17 protein-coding genes are annotated in these 23,358 nt (G+C 63.7%); 13 read left to right on the top strand and 4 right to left on the bottom strand.

What is annotated here, in order from left to right; all coding sequences use genetic code 11:
• Window positions 1–13: 13 nt before the first annotated feature.
• Window positions 14–646, bottom strand: a complete 633-nt coding sequence (locus tag I6F21_RS01630) for a cupin domain-containing protein (RefSeq protein WP_057026064.1) — start codon at window positions 644–646, stop codon at window positions 14–16.
• 219 nt (window positions 647–865) lie between these two features.
• Between I6F21_RS01630 and I6F21_RS01625 the strand changes: the two genes are divergently transcribed.
• From I6F21_RS01625 to I6F21_RS01575, 11 genes are all read left to right on the top strand, one after another.
• Complete coding sequence (locus tag I6F21_RS01625) at window positions 866–2,557, top strand: peptide ABC transporter substrate-binding protein (protein ID WP_225182711.1); 1,692 nt, start codon at window positions 866–868, stop codon at window positions 2,555–2,557.
• Window positions 2,558–2,584: 27 nt separating this feature from the next.
• Window positions 2,585–3,535, top strand: coding sequence for an ABC transporter permease (locus I6F21_RS01620; RefSeq protein ID WP_036028549.1), 951 nt, complete (start codon window positions 2,585–2,587; stop codon window positions 3,533–3,535).
• A gap of 4 nt (window positions 3,536–3,539) precedes the next feature.
• Entirely contained in the window at window positions 3,540–4,415 is an 876-nt protein-coding gene (locus tag I6F21_RS01615; protein ID WP_074447543.1) for an ABC transporter permease, read from the top strand.
• Window positions 4,416–4,467: 52 nt separating this feature from the next.
• Window positions 4,468–5,796, top strand: a complete 1,329-nt coding sequence (locus tag I6F21_RS01610; RefSeq protein WP_225182710.1) for an FAD-binding oxidoreductase — start codon at window positions 4,468–4,470, stop codon at window positions 5,794–5,796.
• Between the two features lie 7 nt (window positions 5,797–5,803).
• Window positions 5,804–6,730, top strand: coding sequence for a glyoxylate/hydroxypyruvate reductase A (locus tag I6F21_RS01605; protein WP_109144733.1), 927 nt, complete (start codon window positions 5,804–5,806; stop codon window positions 6,728–6,730).
• A gap of 9 nt (window positions 6,731–6,739) precedes the next feature.
• On the top strand, window positions 6,740–8,608 hold the full coding sequence (locus I6F21_RS01600; RefSeq protein ID WP_085972359.1) for an ABC transporter ATP-binding protein: 1,869 nt from the start codon (window positions 6,740–6,742) through the stop codon (window positions 8,606–8,608).
• Between the two features lie 442 nt (window positions 8,609–9,050).
• Entirely contained in the window at window positions 9,051–9,566 is a 516-nt protein-coding gene (locus tag I6F21_RS01595; protein ID WP_036013136.1) for a hypothetical protein, read from the top strand.
• A gap of 292 nt (window positions 9,567–9,858) precedes the next feature.
• Complete coding sequence (locus tag I6F21_RS01590) at window positions 9,859–13,188, top strand: adenylate/guanylate cyclase domain-containing protein (protein ID WP_036013140.1); 3,330 nt, start codon at window positions 9,859–9,861, stop codon at window positions 13,186–13,188.
• Between the two features lie 316 nt (window positions 13,189–13,504).
• Window positions 13,505–14,785 carry an HlyD family secretion protein gene (locus tag I6F21_RS01585; protein WP_225112145.1) on the top strand — a complete coding sequence of 427 codons (1,281 nt, stop codon included), beginning with the start codon at window positions 13,505–13,507 and terminating at the stop codon, window positions 14,783–14,785.
• 12 nt (window positions 14,786–14,797) lie between these two features.
• Window positions 14,798–16,990 (top strand): glycosyltransferase, encoded by a 2,193-nt coding sequence (locus tag I6F21_RS01580; protein WP_225182709.1) that lies wholly within the window; start codon window positions 14,798–14,800, stop codon window positions 16,988–16,990.
• 171 nt (window positions 16,991–17,161) lie between these two features.
• Window positions 17,162–19,066, top strand: coding sequence for a diguanylate cyclase (locus I6F21_RS01575; RefSeq protein WP_225182708.1), 1,905 nt, complete (start codon window positions 17,162–17,164; stop codon window positions 19,064–19,066).
• Between the two features lie 31 nt (window positions 19,067–19,097).
• On the opposite strand, the gene phaZ is transcribed toward I6F21_RS01575, so the two are convergent.
• Window positions 19,098–20,321 (bottom strand): polyhydroxyalkanoate depolymerase, encoded by a 1,224-nt coding sequence (gene phaZ / locus I6F21_RS01570; RefSeq protein WP_085969180.1) that lies wholly within the window; start codon window positions 20,319–20,321, stop codon window positions 19,098–19,100.
• 165 nt (window positions 20,322–20,486) lie between these two features.
• Between phaZ and I6F21_RS01565 the strand changes: the two genes are divergently transcribed.
• Complete coding sequence (locus tag I6F21_RS01565; RefSeq protein ID WP_036013147.1) at window positions 20,487–21,143, top strand: glutathione S-transferase family protein; 657 nt, start codon at window positions 20,487–20,489, stop codon at window positions 21,141–21,143.
• Window positions 21,144–21,423: 280 nt separating this feature from the next.
• Here the strand turns inward: I6F21_RS01565 and I6F21_RS01560 are convergent, their stop codons facing one another.
• Complete coding sequence (locus I6F21_RS01560) at window positions 21,424–21,648, bottom strand: hypothetical protein (RefSeq protein ID WP_036028537.1); 225 nt, start codon at window positions 21,646–21,648, stop codon at window positions 21,424–21,426.
• 183 nt (window positions 21,649–21,831) lie between these two features.
• On the opposite strand from I6F21_RS01560, the gene I6F21_RS01555 reads away from it, so the two are divergent.
• Entirely contained in the window at window positions 21,832–22,188 is a 357-nt protein-coding gene (locus I6F21_RS01555; protein ID WP_225182707.1) for a hypothetical protein, read from the top strand.
• 9 nt (window positions 22,189–22,197) lie between these two features.
• Here the strand turns inward: I6F21_RS01555 and I6F21_RS01550 are convergent, their stop codons facing one another.
• Window positions 22,198–23,301 (bottom strand): mandelate racemase/muconate lactonizing enzyme family protein, encoded by a 1,104-nt coding sequence (locus I6F21_RS01550; RefSeq protein WP_225182706.1) that lies wholly within the window; start codon window positions 23,299–23,301, stop codon window positions 22,198–22,200.
• Window positions 23,302–23,358: the final 57 nt, after the last annotated feature.

Here is a 23,358-nt window from a genome sequence, read left to right as displayed (position 1 = left end):
CTTGATGCCGGACTCAACCCGCCGGCGAGTCGGTCTGGCGCAGCGTCGTCACCCAGATCACGCGCGCCACCTGCTGGGTCGGGTTGTCGAACATGTGCGGCACGATGCTCGGAAAACGAAAGCTGTCGCCGGCTTCCAGCACATGGGCCTGGTTGTCGAGCCACAGCCGCAGGCTGCCCGAGAGAATGTAGCCCGCCTTCTCGCCGGTGTGCTGCAGGAAGTCGGTGCCGGAGGAGGCGCCGGGGTTGAGCGTGAGCTCGTAGAGCTCGAGCTGGCCTTTGCCTTCCGGCGTCAGCGCTTCCTTGACGACGCCGCTGGCGGTGAGCCGCAGCAGCCGCCTGGCGTTCTTGCGCACGGTGTAGCGCGGCGCTTCGGCAGGATCGCTGCTCTCGAAGAAATAGGAGATGGGAACGTCGAGCGCGATTGAGAGCAGGCGCAGCGTGCGGATCGACGGCATGGCGCGCGCACGTTCGAGCTGGCTGATCATGCCGGTCGACAGGCCGGTCTTGTTGGCGACGTCCTGGATCGACAGGCCGGCGCGCTGCCGCAGCAGCCGCACGGTTTCACCCAGGCGCTGGTCGACCGCATCTTCGGCCTCGGTCGTCGGAGCGTCCTTCAGACTGTTCGTGTCGCCGCGACCATCCATGTCGCTCTCCCATGCATCATCTCAGCGTCGGGGATCGAGCCCCGCGCCTTCAGTCAGAGTGAAAAGCTGGCGCATTCTAGCAATGCGATTGACAGCTGTATTTAGTCGTGATGAACTTTTGGGAGAAAAATTTAGAAGCACTAAAGCCCACTCCTGTCCCTTTGCCGGGGTCTCGGGGGCGCGGGAGACGGTGCCGCGTGCGGAAACGGAGAGTGGGTCATGGCGGACGACACCGGCAAGTTCGGCGTTGGGGCAGGACATCTCGGCATCCCGAATCGCCGTCAATTCTTCCAGCTCGGCGCGGGCGCGGCCGCAGGCTGGACGCTTTCAGGGAACGCTTCCGCGCAGACCGAACGTCCCTCCAATCCGCCGGACAAGCCGCGCGGCCAGGTGATCGCGGCGCTGTCGCAGGAGCCGACCGTCTTTCATCCCTTGATGCCGGGCATCGAGGTCGATCAGGGCATCTGGTGGCAGGTGTTCTCGCCGCTCTGGTACATCGAACCCGACGGCAAGTTCGTTCCCGACCTGGCCCGCGAAGTCCCGACCATCGAGAATGGCGGCCTCTCCGCCGACGGGCTGACCTGGAAGATCAAGCTCCGCAGCGACGTGAAGTGGCACGACGGCACGCCGTTCACGGCGGAGGATGTCAAATTCTCCATCGAGCTGATCAACAATCCCGGTTTCCGCGCGCGCAGCCGGGTCGGCCATAGCCTCGTCAAGGACATCACTGTCGTGGCGCCCGACGAGATCCATTGGCGGATGGAGTCGCCCTATTCGCCCTATATGTCGATCCTGGCGTCGTTCACCTTCATCGTGCCCAAGCACATCCTGGAGAAGGTGTCCGATCCGAATGCCTCACCGTTCCACAATGCGCCTGTCGGGACCGGCCCGTTTCGCTGGGGCGAGCGCGTGCCCGGCGACCATATCCAGCTGAACGCCCACACGGGCTATCATGGCAAGGGGCCGTACCTCGAACGCGTGGTCTTCAAATACATCCCTGATCTCACCGTGCTCTACACCCAGTTCCGCACCGGTCAGGTCGACTACACCGGCCTGCAAGGCATCCTGCCGAACTTCGTGCAGGAGGCAAAGACGCTGAAGGGCCGCAAGATCTTCGTCTCTTCGACCTCCTCGGTAGAGCATATCGCGCCGAACCTGGATTTTGGCCCTTTCACTGATCGTGCCGTGCGCGAGGCGCTCTATCTCGGCATCAACAAGCAGGCGATCATCGACGCGCTCTATTACGGTCTGCCGACTCAGACCGAGAGCTTCGTGCCGCAGCAGGCCTGGTCGTTCCAGCAGGGTCTGCCGCGGCACAAATACGATCCTGCCAAGGCCAACGCGCTGCTCGACGCCGCGGGCTGGGTTCGCGGCTCCAGCGGCATTCGCGAGAAGGGCGGCGTCAAGCTCGAATTCACCAATTCGACGACGTCGGGCAATGCGGTGCGCGAGCAGACGCAGCAGCTCCTGATCCAGGACTGGCGCGCGATCGGCGCTGCGATGCGCGTCAACAACATGCCGGCGGCGGTGATCTGGGGCGAGTTCTGGCAGCAGTCGAAGTTCAACTCGGTGCTGGTGTCGGTGAACTTCATGCTCGGCAGCGACCCCGACGTGACGCCGCGCTTCGGCTCCGGCGCCATTCCCGCCAAAGGCGGCCGCGGCTTCAACACCTATCAGTACAGAAGCCCGGAGGCGGATCGTCTGCTCGCTGAAGGCGCCAAGCAGTTCGAACTCGCCCAGCGTAAGACCACTTATGGCGACCTGCAGAAGCTGATCCGCAACGATTTTGCGATCCTGCCGCTGTTCCAGGGCTTCATTGCGGAGGGGGTGAAGGAGGGGCTGCAAGGCTTCCGTCCCAACATCAACACCTCCATCAATTGCTGGAATATCCGCGAATGGTATTGGGCCTGATGTCTCGGGCTGGTCGGATCGCCTGAGATGGCCCGTTACGTCGTCAATCGCCTGGCGCAGGCGATCATGCTGCTCGTGATCGTCTCGGGGATCGGCTTCGCCATCCTGCATCTGGCGCCCGGCGGGCCGCTGTCGCAGTTTGCCGTCTCAAGCCAGATGACGCAGGAGGATCTCGACCGCGTCACCAGGCAGCTCGGCCTCGATCGTCCGCTGCCGGTCCAATATCTCGACTGGTTCGGCCGCATGGTGCGGGGTGATTGGGGCAAGTCGTATCGCGACGGCGAGGCGGTGCTGTCGGTGATCTCCTCGCATCTCGGCGCCACGCTGGAGCTGATGGCGACGGCGACCATCATCGCGGTGCTGCTCGGCTGCTGGATCGGCATCCTTGGCGCGCTACGCCGCTACTCGCTGTTCGATACGCTCGCCACCGTCGGTGCCATGATCGCGCTGTCGATCCCGACCTTCTGGTTCGGCCTCGTCACCATCTACGTCTTCTCGGTCAAGCTCGGCTGGCTGCCGGCGGGCAACCGGCATACCATTGGCGACGGCTCCTTCCTCGACCTGCTGCATCATCTGATCGCGCCGGCCATGGTGCTGGCGCTGGTCGAGACCGCGATGTGGGGCCGTTTCATGCGCTCCTCGATGCTCGAGGTCATCAACCAGGACTACATCCGCACTGCACGCGCCAAGGGCATGCCGGAATGGCGCATTCTCACGGTGCACGCGCTTCGCAACGCGCTGCTGCCGATGATCACGGTCGCCGGCCTGCAGTTTCCGACGCTGCTGGGCGGTGCGCTGGTGGCGGAGACCGTGTTCACCTGGCCGGGCATGGGCCGCCTGTTCCTGGATTCGATTGGTTACCGCGACTATCCCGTGGTGATGGGCATCCTGATGTTCTCGGCGACGATGGTGCTGATCGGCTCGCTGCTGGCAGACATCCTCTATGCCGTCGTCGATCCGCGCATCCGGGTGGGCTGAAGCGATGGCGACCGCAGCCTTCTCCACCGTTCAGCTCGCGCCCGGCCAGGCCGCGTGGCGGCGCTTTCGCCGGCATCGGTTGGCGCTCGCGGGCGCCTTGATCATCCTCGTGCTCGTGCTCGGTTCGACGTTCGGCCCCTACCTGCTGCCGTTCGACGACACCTACATCGACATCATGAAGCGGTTCGCGCCGCCGCTCTCCGGCGCGCATATTCTCGGCACCGACGAGCTCGGCCGCGACGTGCTGGCACGGTTGATGATGGGCGGGCGGGTCTCGCTCTCGATCGGCATCGTCGCGATGGTGATCGCGATGGCGGTCGGCATTGTCGTCGGCGCCTTTGCCGGGTTCTATGGCGGCGCGGTCGGCGCGGTGTTGATGCGGCTCGTCGACGCCGTGCTGTGCTTTCCGACCATCTTCCTGCTGCTGGCCCTCGCAGCGCTGACCGAGCCCGGTCTCGTCACCACCACCATATTGATCGCCGCCACGGCCTGGATGGCGGTGGCCCGCGTGGTCGAAGCCCAGGTGCGTTCGCTGCGCGAGCGTGAGTTTGCGGTCGCCGCGCTCGCGTTCGGCTCCTCGAACCTGCGCATCATGTTCCGCGAGCTCGTGCCCAACGCGATCGCGCCGATCGTCGTTGCCGCGACGCTCAACGTCGCCAAGGCGATCCTGCTCGAATCCTATGTCAGCTATCTCGGCTACGGCATCCAGCCGCCGGCGGCGAGCTGGGGCAACATGCTCAACAATGCGCAGATCTATCTCACCAGCGCGCCCTGGCTCGCGATCGCGCCGGGCGTCGCCATCACGCTCGCGGTGACCAGCTTCAACTTTCTCGGTGACGGCCTGCGCGATGCGCTCGATCCGCGAATGAACATCCCGTGACGCGCAAGACCTCTGACGCGCAAGAACTCGAACTGAACTCCAGGAGTGCCCCATGTCCCCGCCGCTCAACCGCATCAACAGCGACGAACGCCTGCCGGCGCAGGTAGATGTCGTCGTCATCGGCGGCGGCGTCATCGGCGTCTCGGCCGCCTATCATCTGGCGAAGAAGGGGCACTCCGTCGCGCTGGTCGAGAAGGGCCATGTCGGCGGCGAGCAGTCGAGCCGCAATTGGGGCTGGTGCCGCCAGCAAGGCCGCGCACGCGAGGAGATCCCGCTCGCGCGCGAGGCGCTGCTTCTGTGGGAGGACATGCAGAACGATGCCGGCGTCGATGCCGGCTTCCGGCGAACCGGGGTGTTGTTCCTGACCAAGAGCAAGGACGAACTCGCCAGGTGGGAGCGCTGGGCCGCGGTCGCGCGCGAGATGCAGGTTCACTCCACCGTGCTGACGCCGGCCGAGGTCGCCGAGCGCATGCCCGGCAACGCCGACACATGGGTCGGCGGCCTGCACACGCCGAGCGATGGCCGCGCCGAGCCGTCGATGGCCGTCCCTGCGCTCGCCACCGCCGCACGCAAGCACGGCGTCACCATCCACCAGGGCTGCGCCGCGCGCGGGCTGGAGACGACGGGCGGGAGGGTCAGCGCCGTCGTCACCGAGAAGGGCACCATCCGCACGCAATCCGTGCTGCTGGCGGGCGGCGCGTGGTCGTCGCTGTTCTGCCGCCGCCACGGCATCGAGCTGCCGATCGGACTCGTCAACGCCACCGCGTGCCGGACCACGCCGGGACCGGAGATCACCTCCGGCGCGCTCGGCACCGATTTCTACTGCATCCGCCGCCGCCTCGACGGCGGCTTCACGCTGGCGCTGCGCAACCGCGGCACGGTCGAGCTGTCGCCGGACCTGTTCCGTTACGCGCGCACGTTCTGGCCGACCTATCAGCATCGCAAGAACGGATTGAAGCTTTCGTTCGGCAAATCGTTCTTCGATCAGCTCATGCGCGGCACCAGCTGGAGTTTCGACAAGCCATCGCCGTTCGAGGCCGAGCGCGTGCGCGATCCCGCGCCCGACATGTCGCTGGTCAATGCGGCGCTGGCGGCGCTGATCAAGTCGAATCCGGAATTGAAGGACATCGAGATCGCCGAAGCCTGGGGCGGCACCATCGACTGCACGCCCGATACGATACCGGTGATCTCACCGGTCGATGCGCTGCCGGGTTTCTTCCTCGCGACCGGCTTCTCCGGCCACGGTTTCGGCATCGGTCCCGCCGCCGGCAAGCTCGCCGCCGACCTCGTGACCGGCGCGACGCCGCTTGTCGATCCGGCCGCCTACAGCCACAAGCGCATGATCGACGGCCGCCGGCTCGCGCCGGTCAGCCCGTTCTGAGGCCGGCATGACGGTTCTCTACAAGGCCAATATGGTGCGCGGCGCCGAGTGGGCGCTCTTCTTCGCGGAGCGCGCGCCTGATGTGCCGTTCCGGCTCTGGCCCGACATCGGCGATCCGGCCGCGGTGCGCTATCTCGTGGCCTGGGTGCCGCCGGATGACATCACGACGACCTTTCCCAATCTCGAGCTGGTCTTCTCGGTGGGCGCGGGCGTCGATCAGTTCGACACCACGACAGTCCCGGCGCACATCCCGCTGGTCCGCATGCTGGAGCCCGGCATTGCCGAGACCATGGTCGAATACGTCACCATGGCCGTGCTTGCCCTGCACCGTGATCTCCTCGATTTCGTCAGTCAGCAGAGGCAGCAGGTCTGGCGCGAGATCCGGATCACGCCGGCCAGGCGCCGGCACGTCGGCGTGATGGGGCTCGGCCAGCTCGGCCAGGCCGTGCTGGAACGGCTCAAGACGTTCGGCTTTCCGCTTCTTGGGTGGAATCGTTCGCCGCGCGAGATCGAAGGCGTCACCTGTTACGCGGGGGCCGATGCCTTGCCAGAATTTCTGGCGCAGGCCGACATTCTCGTCTGCCTGCTGCCGCTGACGGATCAAACGCGCGGCATTCTCAATGCCGAGCTGTTCGCGCGCCTGCCGCGCGGGGCAGGGCTCGTCAATGTCGGACGCGGCCCGCATCTCGTCGAGGCCGATCTCCTCGCAGCCCTCGACAGCGGCGCGCTATCAGGTGCGGTGCTCGACGTCACCGATCCCGAGCCGCTGCCGGTAGGCCACCCGTTCTGGAGCCATCCGCGTATCCTGCTGACGCCGCACAACGCCAGCATGACCACGCCCGATACGGCCGTCGATTTCGTGCTCGACGTCATCGCGCGTCACCGCCGCGGCGAGGAGCTGCCGGGGCTGGTCGATCGCAGGCGGGGCTATTAGGGCAATCGCATGAGCATCGACAGAAGAAGATCTGATCAGGCCGTTGCCGAAGCACAGTCCTCCGTGCTTTCGGTCTCCGGCCTCACCACCTCCTTCATGCTGGAGCGGCAATGGATTCCCGTCGTTCGCAAGGTCTCGTTCGACATCGCAGCCCGCGAAACCGTCGCGATCGTCGGCGAGTCCGGCTCGGGCAAGAGCGTCACCGCGCTGTCGATCATGCGGCTCATTCCGAGCGAGATCGGCCGGGTCGAGGGCCGCGTCATGCTGGCGGGGCGCGATCTGCTCGCGCTGCCCGAGGCTGATATGAAGGATATCCGCGGCAATGACGTCGCCATGATCTTCCAGGAGCCGATGACGAGCCTCAATCCGGTGCTCACCATCGGCTTCCAGATCGCGGAGGCGCTGATCCAGCATCGCGGCCTGTCGCGCGCGGCGGCGGAGGCGGAGACCGTCCGCCTGCTCGATCGCGTCCGCATCCCTGCGGCGGCGTCGCGCTTCCACGAGCACCCGCATCGCTTCTCCGGCGGCATGCGCCAGCGCGTGATGATCGCGATGGCGCTGGCCTGCAAGCCGAAGCTTCTGATCGCGGACGAGCCGACCACCGCGCTCGACGTCACCATCCAGGCCCAGATCCTGGAACTGCTCAAAGAACTTCAGCAGGAGGAGGGCATGTCGATCCTCTTCATCACCCACGACATGGGCGTGGTCGCCGAGATCGCGGACCGCACCGTGGTGATGTATGGCGGGCAGGCGGTGGAGACGGACGCCACCGCGCGCATTTTTGCCGCGCCTGCGGATCCCTATACGCGCGCGCTGCTCGCGGCGGTGCCGCGGCTCGGCTCGATGGACGGGCGGATGCGGCCGATGCGGTTTCCGATCGTCGACAAGGTGACGGGCACGTCGGACGAGCCGGCCGAGACGCCCGATACCGTCTCGCCCGCCGAGCGGCCTCTGCTGGAAGTCTCAAACCTCACGACGCGCTTTCCGATTCGCTCGGGCCTGTTCGGCAAGGTCTCGGGCCGCGTCCATGCGGTCGAGAACGTCTCCTTCACCTTGCGCGCCGGCGAGACGCTGGCGCTGGTCGGCGAATCCGGCTGCGGCAAGTCGACCACCGGCCGCTCCATCCTGAAGCTGACGCAGCCGGACAGCGGCACCGTCCTGATCGACGGCCAGGATGTGCTGGCCATGAACGGCCGGGCTTTGCGCGATGTCCGCAAGCACATGCAGATCGTGTTTCAGGATCCGTTCGCGAGCCTCAATCCGCGCATGTCGGTGGGAACGGCGATCGCTGCGCCTTTGCTTGCCAACGGACTGGCAACGGCGTCGCAGGCGCGCGACAAGGTCGCCGACCTGCTCGTCCGCGTCGGCCTCTCCGCTGACATGGCCGCGCGCTTCCCGCACGAATTCTCCGGCGGCCAGCGGCAGCGCATCTGCATCGCGCGCGCGCTCGCGCTCGGGCCGAAGCTGATCGTCGCCGACGAAGCTGTCTCCGCGCTCGACGTCTCGGTGAAGGCGCAGGTCGTGAACCTGATGCTCGACCTCCAGGCCAGCATGGGCCTCGCCTATCTCTTTATTTCCCACGACATCGCCGTGGTCGAGCGCATGAGCCACCGCGTCGCCGTGATGTTTCTCGGCGAGATCGTCGAGATCGGCCCGCGCGCGTCGGTGTTCGGCAACCCCCAGCACCCCTACACCAAAAAGCTGATGGCCGCCGTGCCGGTGCCCGATCCGTCACGCCGCGGCACGCCGCGTCCAACCTCCAACGACGAGATCAGAAGCCCGGTCCGCGCGCCGGATTATCAGCCCCCCGTGCGGCGCTATCGCGAAGTGTCGCCCGGTCACGTCGTGCAGATGTGGGGCGAGGAATGGTCGGCCTGAGGCTGCGAGCTTCACGAAACCAAGCGCGTATCTTTGATTTCGGCCAGACGCGGGCAGCGTGCTGACCAACCGCGCGTTGCAGATCCAGCATGTTCGCCGTCCGTTATCGCGAAATGAGATGCGTCCTTCGGAAATTGTGACCGAATAGAGCGACAGGGAGGACCGTGTGTGAACCGCTTCATACGCGCTCGCTCTCTTTCTGAATTACCACTCTCGCAACGAAAATTGCCGCACCCGGATCATTTGAAACACGGGTGAGATGCAATGCCTGCGCAGCCACATGCTCGCAGCTTTGGATTGGTTCCGTCTCGCTCACGAGCAAAGCCAGTCCCATCACTCAGCAAAGATTCTTCAGAAATTGGAATGAAAGGGCATCGCGCAACTCACGCAGCTTCTGTTCGGGGTCGGCCGGTAGGCTGCTACTTACTCAGAAGGAGCTCCTATGAAGATAAGCAGCGCAATTTTCAGCGCCTTTTCTGCAACAAGGCGCGTCGGCAATCTTCGGATCGCCCGTTCAAGTCTGATCAAATCGGCTCATCTTCTTGAAAGAATCGGGCTGGCCGCCGTTGGTGCATCTGGCGGCCTCTATGTTGGGGCGGCCCTGTTACGTCAGAAAGCCGGACTATTCGAAAGCGGCTGGATCGTCCTGATAACAATGCTCTACGGAGCTGTCGGCTATTACGTCGGAATTGATATGGCTGGCCATGGCGCACAGAGGTCGACATCGAGCATCTCGGAAGAATGGAACGGTTCCGAGCCGGTCGAGATTATGAGTGCGGCTGGCACGTTCGGTGCGGCAATCGCTGCGACTCTGTCCGTCAGCATTCTTGTCCTTGATCAAAATCTGCCTAACGGCCTGATCGGCTTTGTTGCCGGCTGCTGGGTAATCGGTTCTTCGCTCCAGGTTGCGGCGGGCACGATGGCTCGCAGCTATGAAGCGCCTATCGGCGAGCAATGAAGGAGCTGCGGTCGCGAAAAATATCCGCTTGGCACAAGCCTCAGTTTCTGGTTCGGAACGACTGCGACGAGACTCATCGCAACCTCTGCCGTCCAATGCTGCGTGCCGACGATGTTTAGGTGCGAAGCCGTTCGCCTCGCGCAGCTCACTGGTTCAATGCGATATCGGGATTGAGAAGCCTAGGTGGTCGCGCAACAAACATGACGTGCCATAATGGTAACGTTGGTATATTGTCCGCGCGCGCCGTGGTCCAAAATTCTGCTAACCGCCAACCACACGATCGGTGGAGCCAATGCAGATTGCGGAGTGGCTTGAGAAGCTGGGGCTTGCGCAATACGCGGAGCGCTTTGCCCAAAATGGAATCGACATAGGCGTCCTTCCCGAACTGATGGACGAGGACTTCGATAAGCTCGGAGTCCTGCTCGGCCATCGCCGCAAAATGCTGCGTGCTATCGCTGACCTCGATCCGGCCGCGTTGATCGCATCGTCCGCTCCTCCTCAGGACGCCGAGCGGCGTCACCTGACCGTCATGTTTTGCGATCTGGTCGGCTCGACTGCGCTCTCCGCGCGTCTCGATCCCGAGGATATGTGGGAGGTGATCCGGGCCTATCGCGCTGCCTGCGCGAGCGTGGTCGCCGCTTATGACGGCAGGATAGCCAGATTCGTCGGTGACGGAATACTCGTCTATTTCGGCTATCCGCGCGCCCACGAAGATGATGCCGAGCGCGCGGTGCGCGCCGGCCTCGACATGATCTCCGCGATACGCCAGCTCAAGACAGGAACTGACGAACGAGCTGAACTGCGGATCGCAATTGCGACCGGACTTGTGGTGGTCGGCGACCTCATCAGCGGAGATGCGTCGGAGGAGCACGCAACCATCGGCGATACACCAAACCTCGCCGCCCGGCTCCAGAGCCTGGCGGAGCCCGGGGTCGTCGTTGTTGCTTCATCGACGCGCCGGCTGCTTGGCGATCTCTTCTCCCTCCGCAATCTCGGCCGCCGGGAGGTCAAGGGAATGGCAGACCCCATCGCAGTCTGGGCGGTGGAAGGAGCGACCGCATCCGAGAGTCGCTTCGAGGCAGTCCGTGCCGCGCGCTCGATCGGCTTTGTCGGCCGCAAGAACGAGATCGAGTTCATCCTCTCGCGCCAGCGGGAGGCATGGCAGGGGCGGGGCCAGTTCGTATTGATTTCCGGCGAAGCGGGCATCGGCAAGTCGCGTATTGTAGCAACGCTGTCGGAAAGCCCCTCGTTGGGGTCGCACCGTCGCGTGCGATATCAGTGTTCGCCTTACCACATCAATAGTGCGCTTCATCCCTTCGTCGCGCAGCTCGAGCGCGCCGCCGGAATTCGCTCGCACGACACGGCGGATCAAAAACTCGACAAGCTCGAGGCAATGCTGGCGATAGGAACCCAGCAGGTCGCCCGGGCAACACCGCTCATTGCCGCTCTGCTTTCGATTCCCACCGGCGACCATTGCCCGCCCCTCGGCTTGAGCCCGGCGCAGCAGCGGCGGCAGACTTTTGCCGCCCTTCTCGATCAGCTTGAGGGACTGGCGCGAGGCCAGCCGCTGCTGATCATCTGCGAGGATATGCATTGGGCCGATGCCACGACACTTGAACTGTTCGATCTCGCGGTCGATCGGATCAGGGGACTGCCGATACTCGTGCTCTTGACGTCGCGGCCGGAGTTCGAGCCCTCCTGGTCGGGCCTTGCCAACGTCAGTCTGTTGCGGCTCGACCGGCTCGATCGGCAGGACACGCGCGCGCTCGTCGAGCAGATTGTCGTCGGTCGCCAGCTGCCACGCGAGATGATGGAGCAGATCATCGACAAGACGGATGGCATTCCGCTATTCGTCGAGGAATTGACCAAGATGGTGCTGGAGTCCGGGCTGCTCGTTGAGGATGCCGGGCGCTACCGCTTGAATAGTCCGCTGCCGCCGCTTGCTATCCCTGCGACGCTGCAGGATTCGCTGATGGCGCGGCTCGATCGGCTCGCCCCGGTCAAGGAGGTGGCTCAGATAGGCGCCGCCATTGGCCGCGACTTCTCGTACGCGCTGCTGAAAACCGTGGCGGCACGCGACGATCTGACGCTGAGCGCTGCGCTGGGACAACTTGAAGAGGCCGAACTGCTGCTGCGTCGTGGGACGCCGCCCGAAGCAAATTACAGTTTCAAGCATGCCCTTGTTCAAGAAGCGGCCTACGAGAGCCTGCTCAAGAGCAAACGGCAGGTGCTTCACACAAGGATTGGCGATGTCCTGCGCGACAAGTTTCCAATCGTCGCCGAGACCGAGCCGGAAGTTCTCGCGCACCACTTCACCGAGGCGGGGCTGAGCGAGATCGCCCTCGAATGGTGGCGCAAGGCGGGCCAGCAGGCGTTGAAACGCTCGGCCTATTCCGAGGCGATCGCGCATCTCGGCAAGGCCATCGCGATCGCCGATCAATTGCCTGGCGAGCCCCACCGGATGATGAGCAGGCTGCATCTTCAAATCGCATATGGCCGTGCCTTGCGGGGCAGCCTCGGCCACAGCGCTCCGGAAACGGTCGCCGCATGGACGCGCGCGCGACAATTCGGAACCGGTATCGATGATCCCGTTGAACTTGCGCCGGTCCATTCCGGCCTCTTCAATGCCTGCCTGACCCATGGCGAACTTGCTCCGATGCGGGAGCTGGCGGATGCCATCAGGAGCGCCGCTGAGCGACGGCCGGACTCGCCGGTGGCCGCCGTCGTGGCCCATTGGACTGGGGGCGTGACCTGCTGGTTCGCCGGCGAGTATTTGAACGCGCGTACGCATCTTGAGCGGGCGCTGGCGATCTATCGGGCCGAACCGGATCCCGCGACCTTCAGGGCGTCGGCGCTGGATCTCCCGTTCGTGATCATGCGATTTCTCGCTTTGGTGCTCTGGCCGCTCGGCGACATCGCTCGTGCGCGCAAGCTCGCCGCGGAAGCGGTGGGTACTCCGGGAGAAAAACGGGCGCTGTCCCAGGCCAATGCGTTGGTTCATCGCGCGGTGTTCGACGGAGTATGCGGGGGCATGTTGCAGCAGACAGAGACGATCCTGGCGCTCGGTCTCGCACGCGACCACACGATGCCGCTGTACGTGGCCGCCGGCACCTACCTGAACGGCCTCGCCAAGTGGCGTGCAGGAGACCGAATGACCGGACTGGCGGACATGCGTCACGGCTGGACCTTCCTGCACGAGAACGATTGCTACCTCTGCGAACCGTTCTGGGGGATGCATGTCGCCCTGGCGATTGCAGATTTAGGCGACGTCGAGACCGGGCTGGAAATCCTGGACGAATTGATCGCCGGGACGGGACAATCCGGCCAGCATTGGCTTGATGCCGAGCTGCATCGTGTCCGCGGTAAACTCTTATCGCGCCATAATCCTTCGGACGAATCCAGTGCCGAAGACGCCCTCAAGCGGGCGCTGGACATCGCACAACATCAGCAGACCAAGACCTTTGAGCTGCGCAGCGCTCTTGAACTTGCACGCCTGTACAAGACAAATGGCCGAGCGCGTACGCTAACCGAAGTGCTTGCGCCCGTGGTCGCTCAATTCGAGGCGGAGCATGGTCTTCCCGAATTCGCGGAAGCGAAAGAGCTGCTTAGGAATGGGCGTTAGCCGCGCCGCCATTCGATCAGTACAAGCGCCGCGCCGACTTCAAGCCAGAATAGGTCGGCATCTTGTTCTCGATTCCCGAGCCGTAGTTCTCCGGTTTTGACACGTCTTAACCTGCTGTGGTGAAAGCTAGATATGCTTCTCGTGGTTGCGAGGGGGAGTCTGCTGCGGCGGCGAATCCTGATTTCGGCAAGCAGCTGTTGTCGGATTGCTCATTGTCTCAAGGCGCAGGCTTCATGCCAACACCTGGGCCATGCGGTGATAGGCTTGCCTTCGCAAGGGCAGGCGGAGCGACCAAAGCCCATTTGGAGATCCAGTCGTGGTTCGCCTGCATGTCGAACGTTTCATTCGCAGCCGGATCGCTCGGCGGTCCCTGGCGCTCGGGATCATCGCTCTCAGCGGATGGGCCCTGTTGCCGTATGTGACCTACCGAATCGCGCCCTCCGCCTATGTCAATGCCGAGCTCATGCGGGTGACTGCGCCGATGGCGGGTCAGCTCTCGTCAGATCTTCCCCGCAAGGGCGAATATTTCGAGCACACCCGGATGGTGCCGCTGGTCGAGGCGCGTTCGCCGGATCGCCGGCACCTCATGGACCTTGATCAGCAGCTGGCCATGTCCACCAAACGCGCCGAGCTCGCACGCCGGCAACTCGAGGAAATCGCCGAGCTCGATCGCAAGCTCCGCGAGCGAAGCGAGGACTATCGTTCGGGGATGGTAGCGCGCCTGCGCCACGAGATAGGTGAAACGGAAGTTGAAAAAGGCGGCTGTCTCGCTGAGGCGCGGCAGCGGAACGATGTCGCGGGCCGGATGGAGAGGCTCGTGAAGCTCGGCATCAGTTCGCAGATCCGCTCCGGTGAGGCCCAGGCCTCGCAGGAGGCAACCGCAACGCGGTGCCAGATGGCCGATGAACGCCTGCGGCGCCTCAAGACGGAATTGGGGGCGGCCGACAAGGGCATTTATCTTCGTGGCGATGCCAACGACGTGCCCTATTCTCAGCAGCAGCGCGAGCGGCTTGTCCTCCGCCGCCAGGAGCTCGAGACAGACCTGTTGCAGAACAGCTCACGTGCCGCGCAGTTGGCCGCGGAAATTGCAGAGGAACGCACTCGACTTGATCGTCTCGATCACTACGATCTGTCCTTGCCCGCAGCCCATGTGGTCTGGTCGGTCGCGGCCAGCCCGGGCTCGATGGTCACGGAAGGGCAGTCGGTCTTCGATTTCGCAGATTGCAAACGCCGGTTTATCGTCGTTGAACTACCCGAGCGCGATTTCGAGAAGATCAAGGCTGGAGATGCGGCTACCGTCCGTCTGATTGGGAGTCGCGAATGGAAGAGCGGCCAGATCCGGCAGGTCCGCGGATCGGCCGCGTACGGCGATGATCGGCTGCTTGCGGCTCGGGTGCCGCGGCCTGATCCGGGCAACATTACCATTGAGATATCGCTTCCGCCCAATGAGACGTCGGCCGACCGCAACGGCTCCTGCGATATCGGACGATTGGCTGAGGTGCGCTTCGAGCGCAGAGCCGACGGCCTGCTACGATTGGTCAGCTCGAAGTTGAAATGGCTGACCGCTCGCCTGGAACTCGACCAATCGCTCCTGTGAGCGAGATGTTCCATGCAAGCCATGACTCTGCCTCTCTCTCAGCTGTTCGCGCCGATGCTGGGCATCTTTGCTGCGATGTATCTGTTGGCGCCGACCTTTCCGGTCGCGCGCCCTTGGGCGCGTCTTGCGGTCTTTGTTGTGGTTTGGCTTGTGGTTGCCCACTATCTCGAATGGCGTATTTTCACCACGGTGCTGCCGGCAAGCGGGACCTGGTATCAGGTCGGCTGGATCTGGTTCTGTCTGTTCGTCGAGCTTCTGACTTTCACAGATCAGTTCATTCTCTATCTGACGTTCCTTCGCAGGACCGATCGCCGAAGCGAAGCAGATCAGCACGAGCGTCGGCTTCGCAGCCTGCCGGATGATGAGCTGCCCTCGGTCGACGTCTTTATTCCGACCTACGACGAGCCATTCGAGGTGCTGGAAAAGACGATCACCGGCGCGCTGTGCCTGGACTATCCGAACGTCCAGGTGTGGGTCTTGGATGATGGTCGCAGGCCTTGGCTCAGGGCACTCTGCACGCAAAAGGGCGCCGGCTATCTCACGCGCGCCGACAATTTGAATGCCAAGGCCGGCAATATCAATCATGCCCTGACCAAGACGAGCGGCGAGTTCTTCGCGATCTTTGATGCGGATTTCGTGCCGCAGCGCAATTTCCTGATGCGCACGATGGGCTTCTTCGCTGATCCAAAGGTCGGAATCGTTCAGATCCCGCACGCCTTCTACAATGAGGACCCGATGCAGGCGAATCTCGGCCTGCACAGGGGACTGCCGGACGAGCAACGGTTCTTCTTCGATTCCATCATGCCCGCGCGCGACGGCTGGGATGGTGCCTTTTGTTGTGGGTCCAACTCCGTCACGCGTCGCGCAGCACTCCGCGCGGTAGGCGATGCCTTGCCGACCCAGTCCATTACGGAAGACATCCTGCTGACGCTCGTCCTGCTGCGCAAGGGATACGTCACCCGCTATCTCTGCGAACCGCTGGCGATTGGACTGGCGCCGGAAAGCCTTGATGCCTTTTTCGTGCAGCGGCAACGCTGGGCGCGTGGCGCGATTCAGACGCTGTACCTCGCCGCCGGTCCGCTCGGCCCCGGACTGGGCTTGATGCATCGGCTCCTCTTCTTTCCGACGCATTGGCTCTCATTGGGCTTGCGGGCGCTCATGGTCGTGGTGGTTCCGATCGTGTTCATGTGGACCGGCTTGGCGCCTGTCGTCGATGTCACCCCCGAATCGGTGTTCTACTACTTGTTCCCCGCGATCCTGGCGCTCAACGGCGGCATCTCCTGGTTCGCGCCGCACGTGCATTTTCCGCTCGCCGCTCAGGTGTCGGCGACGATCCAGAGCTTCAAGATATTGCCGACGGTGCTGGGGACTCTCGTCAAGCCGGCGGGACATGCGTTCAGGGTGACGCCGAAGGGGGCTGCCGCGCGGCGCGCAAGTTACGCTGCGGAGATATTCTGGCCGTCGGCGGTCTTGATGGCGTTGACGGTTGTCGGTGTGGTTCTGAACACGATCCCGGAATGGCGCATCATCGATCATCCGGCCGCTCTACCGATGGTCGCCTTCTGGTCGGTCGTGAACATCGTCGTGCTTTTCTTCGTCTGCATGACCTCGCTGCAGGCGCGGATGGGACGTACCGAGGAGCGTTTCGACATCGACGAAACTATCTTGATCCAGACCGTGACCGGCGAGCAGCTTTCTGGACGCGTGAGCAACATCTCCCTCTCTGGCGCCGGCGTTCTGCTTGGCTCCGGTATTGACTGTCCTCGCGCCGGAGAACCGCTGCGCGTGCACATCATGCAGGTCGGATGGGTCGATGCGGTGATTGCGCAACAAAGGGGCCGGCTCATCGGGGTGCAGTTCAAATTGCCGCAGTCGCTTGAACGAGACCTGCTGATCCGCAAGCTCTTTACCGTCGCCCGTCTGAAGCGGAAAGGTGTCGTCGCGTGCTCGGTGAATAGGGCGATGCTTAAGAACATCTGGTTGATGGCCGCACCGTTGCCCCACATTGTTGCAGGCGGCGCGAAGCCCGCGTCGGTCTCGCCGACCGAGCGTCTGCCGGCAGAGAGCATGGTCATTCGGCCTCAACCGCGGACAGACGATTTTGCAGTTCTTGCCGGAGCTCGAAGCCTGCATCCGACGAGTTTTACTGAACCTGGCTTTGGCCGAGTGGCCGGCACAGTAATCGAAGCCGTCGCGCCGAGTTGATTGCTGTGTTGTCCTTCTCGCCGGACCAGTCCATGCGCTATCGATCGACGGTCAAGCCGCTCATCGATGCCGTCAATCTCCTTCCGGTGTTCTCCCAAAAAATCACAAGCGGAACGAGCAACCATCCTTTAGCCCAAGGCGTTTACGGGTTGAGGGTGCAGGGAGCATCTCTTGATCGATCACCGCAGCGATCTTCGGAAGGGGCGTCTGACGCTCTGGGCCTCCGCGTTCGTGGCGGTCGCTTGCTTGGCGATTGTCGCGCTCAGCGGCTGGCGGGAGTGGTCCCAGCGACAGACGCTGCTGAAGGGCTCCGAAACAGACGTGGCCAATCTGGCCCGCTCGGTGACGCAACACGCGGACGATACGTTCGAACTCGCGGACACCGTTCTCAATGTGTTGGTCGGCCAACTCGAACTCGAGGGGACCAGCCCGGCGGCGATCGCGAAGATTCAGACCTTTCTTTCCCGGCGCAAAGCCGCGAACCGGATTCGAGCTGTGTTCGTCTATGACGAGACCGGCCGCTGGCTCGCAACCAGCGAGCCCGTGGATTTCGCCGGCCTCAACAACAGCGACCGCGAGTATTTCCAGCATCATCGCGCCGTGGCTGAGCGAGGAACCTTCATTGGGGGCCCAGTGAGGAGCAGATCGGGGGGGCAATGGATCATCACAGCGTCAAGGCGCTTCGATCATCCTGACGGCAGTTTTGCCGGAGTGGCTCTTACCACGATCGATGTCGACTATTTTTTGCAATTCTATCGCGGATTCGACGTTGGCCAGAACGGCTCAATTGCACTGGCGACCGCGAAGGGCGTTGTCCTCGCGCGTAGCCCGGACAACGGATATACGGGTCGCGATCTGTCGAATGCACCGCTTTTTAGGAATTTCCGCGAGCGGCCAAGTGCGGACGTCTACTACTTCACGTCGCCTCTCGACGGCGTTCGGCGTCTGAGCTTTTATCAACTCAGCAGTCGCTACCCTGTTGTCGTGGTTGCGACGGAATCGGAAGACGACGTCTTGGCCCCCTGGCGCAAAGCGGCGCTGACGCGCGTGGTTGCGGTGCTGGGACTGATAGGAGGGCTCGCTGTTGCAGGGGTTTGGCTGGTGCGCCAGTTGCACATGCGGCAGAAGATGGCCGCTGCTCTGATCGCCAAGGAGGCGGATTTTCGTCTCCTCGCGGAGCAGTCGGGAGACATGGTCATGCGTATAGCGGTCGATGGACGGATTCTCTATACGTCGCCGTCCAGCGCGCGAGTCCTCGGCTGGGCTCCGAACGAATTGGTGGATACGTCGGCCCTCGCCGGCATAAATCCGGCGGATCTGGCGCGGGTTGAGGAGACGATCTCCGCGTTGATGAACGGCGAAGCCGAGGAGGCGAGAATCACTTATCGCACTCGGCATCGCGAGAAAGGCGAGGTCTGGATCGAAACCGCGCTGCGCGTCGCCAGGAGTGCGCAGAGTGGAGACATCAACGGCGTGGTGGCGATCTCGCGCGACATGACCGAACGTAAGGACCTGGAGGATAAGCTGGCAGCTCTCGCCAGTTCGGATGGCCTGACGGACTTGGCAAACCGCAGACACTTCGACGAGCGGCTAGAGGCGGAATGGGACCGCGCCAGGCGCGAAGGAAGGCCTCTGTCACTGTTGCTGATGGATGTCGATCATTTCAAGAGTTTCAATGATCAGTACGGGCATCAGGCGGGCGATGCATGTCTCCGCTCGGTCGCCGGGGTCCTGGCAGAACAGGCCCGGCGGCCAGCAGACTTGGCCGCTCGGTATGGTGGTGAGGAATTCGCCTTGCTGCTACCAAATACGGACACGGGAGGGTGCGAGCAGGTCGGCGAGCGAATCCGGCAAGCGATTCAAGACCTCGGCATCCTGCACGCGCTCAACCCGCCATCCAAGCAGGTCACCCTCAGTATTGGTGGCGCCACACATATGTCGTTCGGCGATAATGCTGATTTCACGTCGTTGATAGCGGCCGCGGATAAGGCGCTCTACGCCGCCAAGGAGAGCGGGCGCAACCGCCTTGTGATGTCAGGGCAAATCATCGCGTGGCCCAGCGCGATACGAGCTTGAAGAGTAGCTCTCGTGCGCCGCGGCGTGCGCCTCACGAATTCACGTGCACGAAATCCCGCAGCAGCGGATAGATCTCGTTGTTCCAGCGCTTGCCGGAGAACACGCCGTAATGGCCGACGCCGGCCTGCATGTGGTGGACGCGGCGATAGGCGCGTACGCCGGTGCAGAGGTCCTGGGCGGCGAGCGTCTGGCCGATCGAGCAGATGTCGTCCTTCTCGCCCTCGACCGTCATCAGCCCCATGCGGCTGACCGCCCTGGTGTTCACCGGACGGCCGCGATGCATCAGCTTGCCTTGCGGCAGGAGATGCTCCTGGAACACGTCGCGCACGGTCTCGATGTAGAATTCGGCCGGCAGATCCATCACGGCGAAATATTCGTCGTAGAAGGTCTTGATGGTCGCGGCCTTCTCCTTCTCGCCCTTGGCAATGTGGTTGGCGAGGTCGAGATGCTGCTTGATGTGGCGCTCGAGATTCATCGAGACGAAGGCGGTGAGCTGCACGAAGCCGGGATAGACCTTGCGCAGAGCGCCGCGGCACTGCACCGGCACGTAGTTGATCAGATTGCGCTCGAACCATTCGATCGGCTTGCTCTTGGCGAATTCGTTGACCCTGGTCGGCTGGATCCGTGTGTCGATCGGGCCGGCCATCAGCGTCAGCGTCGCCGGGCGGGAGGGATGGTTGTCCTCGCACATGATCGCGGCGGCCGCGAGCGCGGAGACGGACGGCTGGCAGATCGCCACCATGTGCGGGCGCGGCCCGAGCTGCCCGAGGAAGTCGATCAGGTGCTCGGTGTAGTCGTCGAGCCCGAAGCGGCCCTCGCTGCGCGGGATGTCGCGCGGATTGTGCCAGTCGGTGATGTAGACGTCGTGGTCCTGCAGCAGCGTCTTCACGGTGCCGCGCAGGAGCGTGGCGAAGTGTCCGGACATCGGCGCAACCAGCAGCATGCGCGGCTGCTCGGCCACGCCGTGTTTCCTGAAGTGCAGCAGCGAGCCGAACGGCGTCGCGTAGGCGATCTCCTCGCTGACCGCGACCTCGCGGTTGCCCACCATGACGCTGTCGATGCCGTAGGCGGGACGGTCATAGGTGAGGGTGGAGCGCGAGATCAGCTCCAGCGCGGCCGAAAGCCGGCCGACCACTTGGTCCGATGAGCCCTGAGGCACCAGATTGAGGAATTTGAGTGCGGACGAAGCCCCCGCGCGCCATGGCGCCGTCAGGTCCATGTGGTTCTGAAAAGCCTGATAATACATCGACATCATACTGAAGCGCCCACTTGCCTCCTGTCGTGATGCAATATCGAAGCCAGACGGGAGCCGGACCGCCCGGAAAATTGGCACGTCGCTTGCTGCGCCCCGGTCGGGTAGGCACAGATCACGGGCACGCACGCGCGGCGGTGCGTTGCCCAGGCGTGAGGGAAGGGCTCTATGGCGAAGGCGACACTGACCATCAGCAGCAAGAACTACTCGTCCTGGTCGCTGCGTGGCTGGCTGCTGACGAAATTCTCCGGGCTCGATTTCGAGGAGATCGTCACCGCGCCGGACGATCCGTCGGCGCGTGCGGAGATCCTGCTGCTGTCGTCCTCGATCCTGGTGCCGTGCCTGCGGCACGAGAGCGCCGTGGTCTGGGACACGCTGGCGATTGCCGAATATCTCAACGAGGTCATGCCGGACGCCGGCCTGTTGCCGGCCGACCGCATCCAGCGCGCCCATTGCCGCTCGATCTCGGGCGAAATCCATTCCGGCTTCACCACGCTGCGCGCCTCGCTGCCGGTCAACCTGAAGGGGCACTTTCCCGGCTTCAAGATCTGGTCGCGGGCGCAGGCCGATATCGACCGGGTCTGGTTCATCTGGCGCGACTGCCTGGAGAAATCGGGCGGTCCCTTCCTGTTTGGCGAGAAGCGCACCATGGCGGATGCGATGTACGCTCCCGTCGTAACGCGCTTCGTGACCTATGACGTCAAGCTCGCACCGCCGCTCAAGGCCTATGCCGACACCATCATGGCCATGCCCGAGATGCAGGAATGGGTCGCGGCGGCGAAGGAGGAGCCGGCCGAGATCGAGGAGCTCGAGGTCGAATATTAGGCAGGCGTTGCACGGCTGTGCCTGTTTCGAGGGCGGCGGCCCTCCGCTGCGGACCGCGGCGCTATGCCCTTGCAACAATTAACCTTTGGACCCGGCGACAGGCGCCTGCGATCCGGCCGGCTGCGCAGATATTGTGCGCGCCTGCCGAACCGCAGCGAGATCTAGCCGTGAACAGGTGCGTACAAGGCGCTTCGGCTGATTCGGACGTGATTCGTTCGGGCCGCGTTCCGAAGGTTAAAGCGCAGCGCGGCCCCGTCGCATTTTGAAACAGACACCGCCTTCAGGCGGCCCCGCGCTGCTTCAGGCGCGGCAGGCGCCAGCCGATCACGGTTGCTTCCACCGCAATCCCGGCCTCGTGGTTTTGCCAGCGTCCTTCGACATAGCGGCAGGCGAACGGCAGTTGATACGTCCCGCTGTGATCCTCGCACAGCACTTCAAGTGGCAGGCCCGGCGGTGGTTCTCCGGCGCCGTCGAATTCCGCCAAACGTCTATCGCGCGTTGCCATTCCAAAAATCTCCCCTAAACAAAGCCGCGGAGAGCGCCCACTTCTCCCGCATGCGGTTCACTGCTCCCCGTCCCAGGGGAACGGGCCCAAGCTCAACGCGAGAATGCGGTGCGAGTGTGGTAGCCTCACGCTGCAGCGCGCAAACAGCGCACATTGATGTGATCGACTGGCCGAGGAACTTTCATGCTGCTTCGAAACGCCGAAGTTTGTTTCGCAATGTTGCTGCTCGCCACGCTGGCGCCTCTGCCGGTGCTCGCGCAGGACGTGCCCGGCATCGAGATCTGCACGGTCGAGAAAACCATGGAGCGCCGCACCAGCTGCCTCCAGAGCAATGTCGACTTCCTGCAGAAGACGATCACCAAGCTCAGCCTCGACCATCAGCAAAAGCTGGATGTTGCCAATCGCCAGATCGATGCGCTGAAGACAGCCATCGCCGGCCTGCAGAAGACGCTTCTCGATCTCCAGGCCGCGCAGGCGAAGACCACTGAGGATCTGAAGAAGAAGCAGGACGCGCCGCCGGCGAAGGATGCTGCGAAATAGGCGCGTCGATCACGCGACGCGATATCGCTCCATCACGCCACGATCGGGCTCGTAGCCGAGCCCGGGACCCGCCGGCACCGCGACATGGCCGCTTTCATCGACATCGGCGCGGCCGCCCCAGAGGCAGGCTTCGCGCTTTAAATAGAACATCTCGACCAGCCCGTCGTCGCGCGTCGCGAGCAGATGCAGCGTCGCCAGCAGGCCCGGGCCAAAGTAAGGCGAGTGCGGCACGATCCTGATGCCGAGCCGATCGGCCAAGCCTGCGACCTTCAGGAATTCCGTGATGCCGCCGACCTTGATGACTGACGGCTGGGCGTGGCTGACCGCGCCCGCTTCCATCATCTGGCGGAATTGATATTCGGTGCAGGCATTCTCGCCGGCGGCAATTCCGAGCCCGCTCTTGCTGCGCACCTCGGCAAGCGTGGCGAAGTCTTCCGGCGGCCAGACCGGCTCTTCCAGGAACATCGGCTGCGCGTCGCGGCATGTCGCCGCGAAAGCGATCGCCTGCTCCCCGGTCAGCGGGCAGTTCATGTCGACCATCAGTGGAATGTTGGGACCGATCGCTTCGCGCGCGGCAAGCACCGCAGGCGTCGTGGTCTCGTGCAGCTTGATCGCGCCATAGCCGAGCGTGAGCGCCTTCCTGCATTCGGCGGCGATGTTGTCGGGCGAGCCGATCCGGAGCAGGCTCGCGTAAGCCGGGATCGCCGGGCGCCTGATCTTGCCCAGCAGGCGGTGCAGCGGCACGCCCTTGATCTTTGCGGCGAGGTCCCACAGCGCGATATCGAGCCCGGAGATCGCGAACATGGTGATGCCGTAGCGGCCGAACAGATGCAAATTGCGCTGGATCTGCTCCATCACGGCGGGGATGCCGGCGGCATCGGGCACCTCCAGCCCGCGGGCCTGCGGTGCGATCATCTCCTCGACCGCGCTGCGCGTCGTGCGCGGGCAGACATAGGCGAAAGCATCGCCCCAGCCGGTCAGCCCGGCATCGGTCGTGACCTCGACGAGGACCATGTCGAGTGCGGTGATGGCGGAAGCGCCCTGGCGGAAGCTCGCGACACCGGCATCATAGGGGATACGGATATGGTGCGCCCGCACATCGGTGATTTCCATGACCCGGTTCCTCTTTCTCGTGAGCGGTTTCGGCGAGTGTAGCCACGAACACCGGGG

It is taken from the genome of Bradyrhizobium sp. NBAIM03, assembly GCF_020194055.1.
GTDB lineage: Bacteria > Pseudomonadota > Alphaproteobacteria > Rhizobiales > Xanthobacteraceae > Bradyrhizobium > Bradyrhizobium yuanmingense.
Note: the sequence above shows the minus strand (reverse complement) of the source record. Positions and strands in the feature narration are given on the sequence as shown.